This is a genomic window from Rhizobium sp. FKL33, assembly GCF_005222915.1.
In the GTDB taxonomy this organism is placed as follows: Bacteria; Pseudomonadota; Alphaproteobacteria; order Rhizobiales; family Rhizobiaceae; genus Rhizobium_E.
The window spans coordinates 230,514-242,560 of sequence record NZ_STFX01000006.1 but is presented as its reverse complement, the minus strand read 5'-3'; the positions used below and the strand labels follow the sequence as shown (position 1 = coordinate 242,560).

Genomic DNA, 12,047 nt, shown 5'->3' with positions numbered 1-12,047 from the left:
CGACTGCTCAGCGCGACGCTGCGTGAATGGGCTAGTCTCGCCCGCAACAGAATGACGGCGCCTGGTCTAGAGCCGTTGCAGCGTCTCGTTGTTCGATGTCGTTTCCGGAGAAACCAGCCAGTCGCCGATCCTTGAAATGAAGGACGCCGGCATGAACCAGTTGGGCTCATAGCCGAGCATTTTTTGCAGGAAGCCCGCGGCGAAGCTGCCGTTTTCCTGGGCGTTCTCCCGGAAGGACCACCACGACCGGATATTGTCGATATCGGGCGCTACATGGGTTTGCAGGTGAAATTCCTGCTCCATGGCCGCTGCGTGGACGGAGAGGCAGAACATGGTGCAGACATAGCCCTCTGGCCAGAAGGCGCTCGGCGCGTCTGGATCGGGTTTCGTTGCGGGACCGCGGGCCTTGATCGGCATGTCGGCGATCAGTTCGCGAAACATCAGCGAGGCGGCGAAGGCGAAGAAGGCAGGGCGTTCGCTCTTGTCGCTCGGCCGCTGGCGGTCGATCATTTCCAGCCATCGTACGAAGACTGCGGCGATCTTGGCTCCATCTACGCTGAATTCGCAGCCGAGTTCGTCTTCCTGCGTCTCCACGAACCTCAGAAAGGCGGCCTTGAACCAGCGTAACCGGCGCACCGCGACGCGATAGGGTTCGTTGGTCGGCGGAAGGGGCGCTATCGGTTTGAACTGATCAGACATTGTCCGCATACTTCAGATAGAGCGCAGCCAGTGCTCCTGCATCTCGCGCCTTGCAGGCCGTGACGATCTGTCTGGCGAAGACCTGCGACAAATCGACGGCCGACATTAGCGCCATCTCCTGATCGGCCTCGTCGCGGGGGGACTGGAGCCAGAGAAGCACCGCGAAAACGGCCACGGCGATCGCTTCCTCGCCGGTCAAAATCCTGGTCTCGCTGGTCATGCGCCCCTGCAACACCTCCGTGTCCAGCATCGCGAATGTGAGCGCTGCGGCCAAGTCCGCTCCGGATGACGGCGTCGACGTCGCGATCGTCTGGCCGAAGGCCTTGCGGGCCGCCGTTTCGCTCACGAATACCGATGAAAGAGACATGCGCGCCGTTACGAGCTTCAGCGCCGGGTAAACCGTCGCCGCGAACAGGGCTGCAGGCTCTTCCTGTGTCGTCAGATCCGCCAGCAGGATGTCGGAATCGGGTTCGGCGCCGATCATCGATTTGGCCAGGACGGAGACCTGGGCGTTGACCTTGTGTCCCAGCCCCATCATCTCGTCGAGCAAAGCATTGGCGAAATCCGCCGCCGGCTTGGGCAGCCGGTCGGCCGTGGCGCGCGATTTCAACGCTTCTCCGCCCCGCTTGACCATGAAGCGGATGCCACGCAGCATTTCGCGGAGCGGGACGGGGTCGATCAGATTGGGCCGTGGCGATGTCACCTCTTGTCAACTCCATTGCAGACGACGAGAACTTAATCCAAAGCCGCCCCAGGGGGAAGCCTCAGAGCAACGCGCGGCGTCTCGTCCTGCGCATGAATTCTGTCGTCGTCGCATAGTCGCGCACGCCGGCCTGGCTGCCGAGCCCGGTCGCATTTTGCGCAGAGGACGCCTGGCCGAGATCGACGGCTTCCGGCAGCGGCAGACCCTTCAGCAATCCTGTGGCAAAGCCGCCATTGAAGCAATCGCCACAGCCGCAGGTGCATTTCACGTCCACCTCATAGGCCTGCGATCGAATTTCCTGGCCGTCGCTGTCGAGATAATAGGCGCCATTGCCGCCCATTGTGAGGATGACGCTTTTTGCGCCTCGATCGATCAGGAACTGCGCCAGTTCGCGATTGTTTGTGAGCCCCGACAGCGCTGCAGCCTCTTCCTCGGATGGAAGGAAATAGTCGGTATAGGGCAAAAGCGCTTCGACCTTCGGAAGGTCCGCCTTTGTCGAGGCGAAGACGTCGAGGGTGGTGATCACGCCGCGACGCCGCGCCTCCGCCATGATCTCGCGGGTGCGTCCGCTGTCGTCCATGCGGTTCATCAGCCCGACGCCGCCGACATGCAGGATCTTCGTATCAAGGAGGTCGTCGATCTCGGAATCCTCGATGAAGAAACCGTCGGTCGCGCCGCGCTTGTGCAGAGCGGGACGCTGGCCATCTGGCCGGGTGGTGACGACGGAGGAAGAGGTGGTGAAGCCCTCGCATCGGCTCATCAGTGCGATGTCGATGCCGAAGCTTGCAAGTTTCATCAGCACCCAGTCGCCCATGTCGTCATGGCCGACGCCCCCCACGGCGCGCGCCTTGAGACCATGCTTGGCGGCGACGATGACGGCGCTGCCGGCCGCGCCGGACACGGCCAGCGTGAATTCATCGACGAAATAGGTGTCGCCGCCCGGAGGAATGGCGGTGACGGGGCGGCAGAGGGCGTCGAAAGTGATGAAGCCCATGGAGGTGTAGTCAAATTTCGGCGCCATGACTTAGCCTCGTATCCGCTGCCCGGCCTGATCGAAGAAGAATGTGTTCGCCAGATCGAAGCTGATGCCGATTGGGGCGTCGATATCGCGGCGAAACTGTCTGTCGGCCTTGACCTCGATTTGTTTTGCGCCAGCGGAAATGGTCAGATAGGTGACGTCGCCGGTCGGCTCGACGCCATAGACGGTTCCGTTGATATATCCGCCTTCCGTCACGCGGCAGTCTTCGGGGCGAATGCCGAGCGTGGCAGGTCCGGACACATAGGCGGGGCAGGGCGCGGAGACGCCCGGCGCGTTGAAGGTTCCCCCGCTTGCGACGCCTTCGATCAGGTTCATCGGCGGACTGCCGATGAAGCCCGCGACGAAGGTGTTGGCGGGATCGGAATAGATCTGGTCCGGCGTCCCGACCTGCTGGATCACGCCCCGGTTCATGATCACGATCCGGTCGGCGAGCGTCATCGCCTCGATCTGGTCATGCGTGACATAAACGGTCGTCACTTTCAGCTGGCGCTGAAGATGCTTGATCTGCACCCGCATCGAGGCGCGCAGCTTGGCGTCGAGATTGGACAAAGGCTCGTCCATCAGGAAGACCTGGGGCTGGCGCACCACGGCGCGGGCAAGAGCCGCGCGCTGACGCTGGCCGCCTGACAGCGCGGACGGCTTGCGGTCGAGATATTCGCCGAGCTCCACCATGGCGGCGGCGTTGCGGATCATCTGGTCATGCTTGTCGGCGGGGATCTTCCGCATCCGCAGGGGAAAGCGGATGTTCTCGTAGATCGACATGTTGGGGTAGAGAGCATAGCCCTGAAACACCATGGCGACGTCGCGGTCGCGGGCGTCGATGTCGTTCATCACCTCGCCGCCGATGATGACCTCGCCTTCGCTGGGTTGCTCCAGACCGGCGATCATCCGCATGGTGGTGGTCTTGCCGCAGCCGGAAGGGCCGAGCAGAACGAGGAATTCCTCGTCTTCGATGTCGAGCGACATATGCTGGACGCCGATGAAGGCGCCGTATCGCTTGACGATGTTCTGAAGCTTGATCGAACCCATGGCTTATCCTTTCACAGCGCCCATCGTCAGGCCGCGCGACAGATGCTTCTGGATGAGGACAACCAGGATCAGGATCGGCGCAAAGGCGAGGAAGGAGACGAGGGCTATGGCATTGTAAATGACGCCGTCGGAGCCGCCGGTGAAATTGGCGAGCGCGACCGACATCGTATAGGCGTTCTCGGTGGAGGCGAGAAGCAGTGTGAAGAGAAACTCGTTGATCGCGAAGATCGCCGCGATGACCGCCGCGGTGATGATGCCGGGCAGACAGGCGGGAATGATGATTTCCCGGAGGATCGTCAAGTCGCCAGCGCCATCGGTGCGGGCCGCGTCCTCCAGCTCTTTCGGGATATCCAGCATGTAGCTGCGGATGATCCAGGTCACCAGCGACAGATTGACCGCGGCGTAGACCAGCATCAACGCCCAGACGGAATCGAGCAGTCCGAGTTTCTTGAACAGGAAGAAGATCGGGATCGCCACGATCGCAGGGGCCATCATCCGGGTGGAGAGGATATAGAAGCCGATATCCTCGCGCCCCTTGAACTCGTATCGGGAAAGGGCGAAGGCGGCCGGGATCGCCAGCGCGAGATCGATAATCACCGAGCCGGTGACCGCCACGAGCGAGTTGCGCAGATATTTCCCGATCGGCCAGTCTTCCAGCAATTGACGCCAGGCGTCGAGCGAGAAGGTCGGGAAATAGATCGGCGATGTGGTGATGATCTCGGTTCTCGGGCGGAAGGCGATGGTCATGAACCACAGGATCGGGGCCAGGCAGACCAGCGCCCAGGCGCCGAGGATCAGGTAACGGATCAGAAGGCTTTCGCCACGGGTCCTACGTACGGAAGCCATCAGCTCTTCCCCGAATGGAAGGCGCGCTTGACGATCGTCTGCGCCAGGACAATGGTGATGATCAGCATCAGGACCGAGGCGGCCGAGGCGTAACCGAAGTTGAACATGCGGAAACCGGTTCGATAAATGAAATAACTCATGGTTTCCGTGGTCCCGCCCGGCGTTCCCTGCGTCATGATGAAGACATTGGCGAACATTGTGGTGATGTCGATGGCGCGCAGCGTCACCGCGACCACGATCACCGGCCGCATCATCGGCAGGGAGATGTTCCAGAAGATCGCCGGCCAGGACGCGCCGTCGAGACGCGCCGCTTCCTCGATTTCCTGATCTTGGCCCTGCAAAGCAGCGACGAAGATGATGAACAGGAAGGGGGTCCACTGCCAGACGTCGGCGACGATCAGCGTCAACCGCGCCAGCCAGACGGAACCAAGCCAGTCGACATTGCCGCTGACGATGCCGAGATGCATCAGGAGATCTGAAATCACCCGCCCGTCATTGAAGGCGAGCTTCCAGATGAAAGCGACGGCGGACGGCATGAACAACATCGGCATCAGGAACACGATGCGCCAGCCGCGAACCATGGGATCCCGATAGGCGAAATAAGCGATGGCCAGCGCGATCACCGTCTGCAGGCAGAGCGAAATGCCGCCGATGATCAGCGTGTTGCCGAGCGCGGCCCAGAATTCGCGATCCTGGAGGATCTCGATGTAGTTGTCGAAGCCCGCCCAGGTCCATTTGACGAATTTGACGACGAACAGGCTTTGATAGATTGCGAAGACGCCGGGATAGAGCGTGATCGCCAGAAGATAGATCAGGGCGGGTGCGACGAGCAGGTAGGGGAAGGCGGCCCGCAGCAGGGGCGAACGTCGCTTGTACGGACGCGCAGGGGCGGCGCGATGCGCCCCTGCGGTCTGGCTGCTTGCGTAAGTAGCCATTATCGCCTCAGAACGGCAGCGGCTTGCCGGCGCCGACATACATGCCGGGTGCGACATCCGCGTAAGCGACCGGCGCCTTGCCGCCCGAGAAGCCGTTCTTCTCCATGATCTTCTTCCAGGCGGTCTGGCCGTTTTCGAGCGCTTCCTTGGCGGAAATCTGGCCGGTCACGGCGCGGTTGATCTCGTTGCCGAGCGCCTGCTCCATTTCGAACATGCCGGGCAGGCGCGGGGCGCACCAGGCGTGTTCGAGGCTGTTGGCCCAGACTTCCATCGGCTGCGAGATGGCGCGCAGCCTTTCGTTGCCGAGCACCGAACGATAGCCGGGGGCGACGCCGTTGGCGTTTGCTTCGTTCATGGCCATGATCGAGGAGGTGGTGAGGAAGGCGAGCATCAGAAATGCTCCTTCCGGGTTCTGCGAGGTTGCGGCGACGCAGGACGTCGAGCCCGCGATGTTCGGCGGAGCGAAGACGCCGCCGGCGATGCGCGGCTCATAGATGGTGACGAAATCGTCGACGATTTTCGATTGGTCGGGCCGCATGGCCTGCGTTCCCGAATCCTGCCAGCTGATATTGGTCGCAACCTGGCCTCCCAACCATGCAGCGCGGTTTTCGCCCCAGCCTGCGCCAGAGGTTCCCTCGATCGCATTCTTCTGCAGCGCCATGATAATGTCCATGGCCTTCATGCCTGCGTCGGAAGCGAGTTGTGGATTCCACTGTTCGTCGAACAGCTTCAGCCCGGCCTGAGCGCCGATATGCTCCCAGGTGTAGGTCGACCAGAAGCCGCGGGCGAGCATCATGCCGAGGCCGGCCACGCCGCCGCCGAGCTTGTTGGCCTCGCCGCTGATGCGGATGAGTTCGTCATAGGAAGGAACGGACTTGGATTTGTCGATCGGCCCGCCGAGGATCTTTTCGACGATCGACTTGCGCAGATGCACCATCTGGATGTCGCAGTCGAAGGGAATGCCGACGAGCTTGCCGCCGAAGTAACCGTAGTTCAGGCGATAGGTGTCGTAGAAATCGTCAAGCGGCAGCTTCCACTTGGCGGCGTAGTCGTCGAGTTCGGCGAGGAATCCCGGAGCGGCGAAATCGCCGAGCCAGGGCGAGAAGAACTGCAGCGCGTCGAAGGACGCGTTGCCGGACACGAATTCGGCGACGGCCTTGTCATAGAAGCTGTCGTCCGGGATCGGCACGAGTTCGACCTTGATGCCCGACAGCGCTTCGAAGGGCTTGAGGCCCTCGGCGGCGGAATCCTGGTCGGCGGCGCCGATGGCGAAGCGAACCGTCTTGCCGGACTGCTCGGACCGGACCTTCTCCCAGTCGACGGTGCGGATCCAGTCCTTGGCCGGATCCCACAGCGGATCGGAGCTCAGCTTGTAGAGTTTGCGGTAATCCTCGCGCACATAACCGTCGACCGAGATCTTGTCGAGCGTCGCCTGGATGTCAGGCAGATTGGACTGCGCGAAAGCCGGCAGTTTCAAGCCGGCCGCTCCCGCTGCAAGACCCACCGTGGCGGTGGTGCGCAGAAACGAGCGACGGGATACGCTTTGTTTGAACAATGTCATCGTCAGAATCCTCCCAAACGTCACTCGCGTCGAGTGACAAGCCTTCCAGGCGGAACATCAGGACGCGACTCCGTTTCCCCCGCGTCTGTTGCCTGAAGTGAACTTTAGTTTCACAGATATACACTATGTACGGATTGATACCCCTGTCAATCCTCCTTTTCAGACAATCATCGCCGCAATGCAGCATAAACTTATGTTGACAGAAAAAACAAATGTGCAATAACCAAGGCCATAACCTTGGAGGAAATCATGCCTACGAATGTCGCCCTCACGGGCCTCGCCCGCGATCTCGCCGCCAGAGCGGACTCTGGAAAACCCATACGCATCGGATTGGTCGGCGCTGGCGAGATGGGCACCGACATCGTGAGCCGCGTCGCGCATATGAATGGCGTCCAGATCGGCGCGATCAGCGAATTGAAGCCCGGCGCCGCCCAGAGATCGGTCGAAATCGCCTATGGCGACAAGGAGCGGGTCGTCGAGGTGAGCAATGGCGATCAGGCCAACGCGGCGATGGAGCAAGGCAAAGTCGCCATCACCGACAATGTGAACGCGCTTCTCGATGCAGGCCTCATCGATGTCGTGGTCGACGCCACGGGCATTCCCGCCGTCGGCGCCGAGATCGGTCTGACCGCAATGGAGCGCGGCAAGCATCTCGTGATGATGAATGTCGAGGCCGACATCACCATCGGCGCCTATCTTCGCGCCGAGGCGGAGCGGCTGGGCGTGGTCTATTCGCTCGGCGCCGGTGACGAGCCGTCGAGCTGCATGGAGCTCATCGAGTTCGTCAGCGCCATGGGCCACCGGATCATCAGCGCCGGCAAGGGCAAGAACAACCCGCTCAACATCGACGCGACGCCTGACGCCTATGCGAAGGAAGCGTCTGACCGTCATATGAACCCGCGCATGCTGGTGGAATTCGTCGACGGCTCCAAGACCATGGTGGAAATGGCGGCCATCGCCAACGCCACAGGCCTTACCCCCGACAAGCCCGGCATGCACGGCCCCGCCTGCAGCCGCGAAGAGCTCAACAAGGTTCTGATCCCCGAAAGCGCCGGCGGCGTCTTGTCCTCGTCGGAAGGACGCGTCGACTTCACCATCGGCAAGGGCGTAGCTCCGGGCGTTTTTGTCGTCGCCGAGATGGATCATCCGCGCATCTGGGAGCGCATGGAAGATCTGAAGATGGGCAAAGGCCCCTATTTCACCTTCTTCCGTCCTTATCACCTGACGTCGCTCGAAGTGCCCCTGACCTGCGCCCGCGTCGTGCTTTACGGCAAGGCCGACATGCAGCCTCTGCCCCGGCCGGTCGCCGAAGTGGGCGCGCTCGCCAAGAAGGACCTGCAGCCGGGCGACCGTCTCGATCAGATCGGCGAATATTGCTATCGCGCCTGGATCATGACGGTGGAGGACGCGAAATCGGCCGGCGCCATTCCCTGCGGCCTCCTGGCTGGCGCAACCGTTACCCGTCCGATCAAGAAGGGCGAGTTGATCACCACCGCCAATGCCTCGGTCCCGGCCGACAGCAAAATCGCCGCGCTGCGCGCTCGCCAAGACGCCATGCTGGGGCTTTGATCATGACCGCGCCGGACAACAGACCCTTCGCCATCCGCACCTATTCTCCCGACCAATTGCGGGAAGCGCTCAAGCGCATGTTTCTGATCCGGCGTTTCGAAGAGGGCGCCGAAGAGAGCTATATGCGCGGCCTCATTCACGGCACGATGCATCTGTCGATCGGCCAGGAAGCCAGCGCCATGGCGACCTGCATCGAGCTTACGGATCAGGACAAGATCACCTCCACCCATCGTGGTCACGGACATTGCATCGCCAAAGGCGCTGATGTCGGGCGGATGTTCGCGGAATTCTTCGGCAAGGAGACCGGTTATTGCCATGGCCGCGGCGGCTCGATGCATATCGCCGATGTGAAGACCGGCAATCTCGGCGCCAATGGCATCGTCGGCGGCGGCCTGCCGATCGCGGTCGGTGCGGCGCTCTCAGCCAAGCGCCTGGGCAAGACCGACGTGACGATCTGCTTCTTCGGCGACGGCGCCAACAATGAAGGGGCCTTCCACGAAGCGCTCAACATGGCGGCCATCTGGAAACTGCCGGTGATCTTCGTCTGCGAAAACAATCGCTACGGTATGTCCACCGCCGTGTCCCGATCGACTGCCGTGAAGAATATCGCCGAGCGCGCGGCCGCCTATTCCATGCCGGGCGTCACTGTCGACGGCAATGATTTTTCCGCCGTCGCCGAGGCCGTGCATCATGCGATCGCCCGCGCCCGCGCCGGCGAAGGCCCGAGCCTCGTCGAAAACCTCACCTATCGCTGGCGCGGCCATTCCAAATCCGACCGCAACCGCTACCGGACCAAGGAGGAGATCGAGGAATGGATGGCGCGTGACCCCATCGCCCGCTTCCGCGCGGACCTGATCGGCCATGGAATACTGGACGAGGCGGGCGCCAAGTCGATCGAAGAAGCAGCCGTCGCCGAAGTGGCGGCCGGAATCGAATTCGCCAAAGCGAGCCTCGCGCCGTCGATCGGCGAAGTGACCCGCTATGTTTATGCAGAGGCCTGAGATGAACGCTATCGCGCGAAACATCGAAGAACGCACGCTGTCTTACTCTGAAGCCATCCGCGAAGCGATGTCGCTCGCCATGGACGCCGATCCCACGGTGATCCTGATGGGCGAGGACATCGGCGTCTATGGCGGCGCCTTCCAGGTGACGCTCGATCTGGTCGACAAATACGGAACCGATCGGGTGATGGACACGCCGATTTCCGAACTCGGCGGCGCGGGCGTGGCGGTCGGCGCGGCGCTGACCGGCTTGAAGCCGATCTTCGAATTTCAGTTTTCCGACTTCGCGGCGCTCGCTATGGAGCAGATCGTCAATCAGGCCGCCAAGCTTCGCTACATGCTGGGCGGCGAGGCCTCGGTGCCGGTCGTCTTCCGCATGCCGGCGGGATCCGGCACGGGCGCCGCGGCGCAGCACAGCCAGAGCCTGGAGGCCTGGTTCGGCCATGTTCCCGGTCTCAAGGTCGTCCAGCCCTCCACGCCGGAAGACGCCAAGGGCCTTCTGCTGGCGGCGCTCGCCGATCCCGATCCGGTGCTGATTTTCGAGCACAAGCTCCTCTACAAGATGAAGGGCCATGTGCCTGAGGGGCATTACACCGTGCCGATCGGCAAGGCGGCGGTGCGGAGGCAGGGCAAAGATCTCACCATCGTCGCCAGCTCGATCATGGTGCATCGCGCGCTCGAGGCGGCCGAGCGGCTTGCGGCTGACGGCAAGGATGTCGAAGTCATCGATCTCAGATCGGTTCGCCCGATCGATCGCGACACGATCCTCGCTTCGGTGCGCAAGACCGGCAAACTGATGGTCGTCTATGAGGGCGTCAAGAGCTACGGCGTCGGCGCCGAGATCAGCGCGATGGTGGCGGAAAGCGACGCCTTCGACTTTCTCGATGCGCCGATCCTGAGGCTTGGCGGCGCGGAAGCGCCGGTGCCCTATAATCCCGACCTGGAGCGCGCCTCGGTGCCGCAGGTCGACACGATCGAGGCGGCGGCCCGCCGTCTGCTCGGCGGCGAGGTCTGACATGCCTGTCGAGGTGATCCTGCCGAAAGTGGACATGGACATGACCCATGGCACGCTCGCGACCTGGCATGTCGCGGAAGGCGACTATGTGGAAAAAGGCGCGCCTTTGTTCGACATCGAAACCGACAAAGCGGCGATGGAGGTGGAAGCCCCCGCCAGCGGACGATTGAGCGCGGTGACGGCCCAGCCGGGCGACAGAGTTCCCGTGGGTTCCGTGGTCGCTTTCCTTCTTGCCGAGGGCGAAAGCGCGCCGGTCGGGGAGGGCGTCGCCGCGCCCGCCGATCCGGCGACGACGGCCTCTGAAGCGGTCGAGGTCATCCTTCCCAAGGTCGACATGGACATGACCGAGGGTCAGATCGCGGTCTGGCATGTCGCCGAAGGCGCTCATGTCGAAAAAGGCGCGCCGCTCTTCGATATCGAGACGGACAAGGCGGCCATGGAGGTGGAAGCCCCGGCTACGGGCGTGCTGCAGCATGTGAGCGCCGCTCCCGGCGACCGTGTGCCGGTGGGGCAGGTCATTGCTTACATCTGCCCGCCAGGGGTTCAACTGGATCGTCCGTCGGCCGCAGAGGCGATCGTCCCGCCATCGCCAACCCCTGCAGCAACATCCACTGACGCGCCGCCATCCTCCCAAGCGCCACAGCGGATGGCGGACGCCAGTGTGACGAGTTCATTGGCGGACAGTCTGCGCGCGACGCCGGCGGCGCGCGCCGAGGCGCGCAAAGCGGCGCTTTCGCTTTCCGACGTCTCCGGCACGGGGCCGCTCGGGCGAATTCAGGCAGGGGATGTGCGCCGCCATCTCGAGAGACGAGTCGAAACAGCGCCCATGCAGACGTCTCGATGGAGCGCCGAAGGCGGTCCGCTGCATGTGTCGCGCCGGAACGGCCAGGGCGCCCCGATCGTGCTTATTCACGGCTTTGCGGCGGATAGCCCGAGCTGGACCCCGTTCGAACGCGCGTTGAGCCTGCCCAATCCGCTCATCCGTATCGATCTTCCCGGCCATGGAAAATCGCCCAGGCTAAAAATCGGCAGTTTCGCCGAACTTGCGAAGCTGGTCGGTCGGACTGTGGACGCGGAAGTCGGTTCGGGACCTGTCCACCTTGTCGGCCATTCCCTTGGGGGGGCGATCGCCATCGCCATCGCCGACATCAGATCCAAGATGGTCGCCTCTCTGTCTCTGATAGCGCCGGGGGGCTTGGGGCCCGAAATCGACGGTCCCACCCTCAATGGCATTGCCCGGGCGTCGCGCGTCGAAAGTCTCGCCCCCTGGCTCAGGCGGCTCACAGCAGATCCGGAGGGTGTCAGCGACGACTATGCAAAAGCGGCCATGAGGCAGCGCATGGACCCACAGTTGCGCCACTATCAGACGGATCTCTGCGACACCCTGTTCCCCGACGGCGTACAGTCATTCGATCTGCGCCCAGCGCTCGGACGTCTCGCTATTCCCACGACGGTTGTGTGGGGCAAGCGCGATCATATTCTTCCGAGCCGCCATGCGCTTGCGGTTGATGGGGATTTTGGTATTCATCTCCTGAACAATACGGGTCATACGCCGCAGATCGAGTGCCCTGAGCGGCTTGCCAAAATCATCCGCCGACATATCGTGTCCGCCATGGTGTCCGTATGACGATGTCTCAAGGAGGACACACC

The 12,047-nt window shown here is 62.5% G+C and carries 11 protein-coding genes; 4 read left to right on the top strand and 7 right to left on the bottom strand.

The features are described 5' to 3' along the window. Nucleotides 1-66: 66 nt before the first annotated feature. The 7 genes from E8Q41_RS04810 to E8Q41_RS04780 all read right to left on the bottom strand — a co-directional run bounded on the left by E8Q41_RS04810 (nt 67) and on the right by E8Q41_RS04780 (nt 6,812). A complete protein-coding gene (locus tag E8Q41_RS04810; RefSeq protein WP_205910365.1) occupies nt 67-699 on the bottom strand; it encodes a hypothetical protein in 633 nt (210 codons plus the stop codon). Beyond that, nucleotides 692-1,402: a hypothetical protein gene (locus tag E8Q41_RS04805; RefSeq protein WP_137154371.1), complete on the bottom strand. Its 711-nt coding sequence runs from the start codon at nt 1,400-1,402 to the stop codon at nt 692-694. The genes E8Q41_RS04810 and E8Q41_RS04805 overlap by 8 nt, the downstream gene beginning before the upstream one ends. A 61-nt stretch (nt 1,403-1,463) precedes the next feature. Further along, nucleotides 1,464-2,423: a sugar kinase gene (locus tag E8Q41_RS04800; RefSeq protein WP_137154370.1), complete on the bottom strand. Its 960-nt coding sequence runs from the start codon at nt 2,421-2,423 to the stop codon at nt 1,464-1,466. A gap of 3 nt (nt 2,424-2,426) precedes the next feature. Continuing rightward, on the bottom strand, nt 2,427-3,470 hold the full coding sequence (locus E8Q41_RS04795; protein WP_137154369.1) for an ABC transporter ATP-binding protein: 1,044 nt from the start codon (nt 3,468-3,470) through the stop codon (nt 2,427-2,429). 3 nt (nt 3,471-3,473) lie between these two features. Then, on the bottom strand, nt 3,474-4,316 hold the full coding sequence (locus E8Q41_RS04790; RefSeq protein ID WP_137154368.1) for a carbohydrate ABC transporter permease: 843 nt from the start codon (nt 4,314-4,316) through the stop codon (nt 3,474-3,476). Continuing rightward, nucleotides 4,316-5,251 carry a sugar ABC transporter permease gene (locus E8Q41_RS04785; protein ID WP_137154367.1) on the bottom strand — a complete coding sequence of 312 codons (936 nt, stop codon included), beginning with the start codon at nt 5,249-5,251 and terminating at the stop codon, nt 4,316-4,318. Before E8Q41_RS04785 ends, E8Q41_RS04790 begins: the two co-directional genes overlap by 1 nt. Nucleotides 5,252-5,258: 7 nt before the next feature. Next, entirely contained in the window at nt 5,259-6,812 is a 1,554-nt protein-coding gene (locus tag E8Q41_RS04780) for an extracellular solute-binding protein (protein ID WP_137154366.1), read from the bottom strand. A 249-nt stretch (nt 6,813-7,061) separates the two neighbouring features. Here E8Q41_RS04780 and E8Q41_RS04775 point away from each other — a divergent pair, with 249 nt between their 5' ends. Genes E8Q41_RS04775 through E8Q41_RS04755 form a run of 4 tightly spaced genes read left to right on the top strand, consistent with a single transcriptional unit; the run spans nt 7,062 to nt 12,024 of the window. Then, nucleotides 7,062-8,381 (top strand): NAD(P)H-dependent oxidoreductase, encoded by a 1,320-nt coding sequence (locus tag E8Q41_RS04775; RefSeq protein ID WP_137154365.1) that lies wholly within the window; start codon nt 7,062-7,064, stop codon nt 8,379-8,381. A gap of 2 nt (nt 8,382-8,383) precedes the next feature. After that, nucleotides 8,384-9,382 carry a thiamine pyrophosphate-dependent dehydrogenase E1 component subunit alpha gene (locus tag E8Q41_RS04770; RefSeq protein WP_137154364.1) on the top strand — a complete coding sequence of 333 codons (999 nt, stop codon included), beginning with the start codon at nt 8,384-8,386 and terminating at the stop codon, nt 9,380-9,382. A gap of 1 nt (nt 9,383) precedes the next feature. Continuing rightward, nucleotides 9,384-10,397: an alpha-ketoacid dehydrogenase subunit beta gene (locus tag E8Q41_RS04765; protein ID WP_137154363.1), complete on the top strand. Its 1,014-nt coding sequence runs from the start codon at nt 9,384-9,386 to the stop codon at nt 10,395-10,397. Nucleotide 10,398: 1 nt separating this feature from the next. Continuing rightward, complete coding sequence (locus E8Q41_RS04755; protein ID WP_205910364.1) at nt 10,399-12,024, top strand: acetoin dehydrogenase dihydrolipoyllysine-residue acetyltransferase subunit; 1,626 nt, start codon at nt 10,399-10,401, stop codon at nt 12,022-12,024. Nucleotides 12,025-12,047 lie beyond the last annotated feature (23 nt).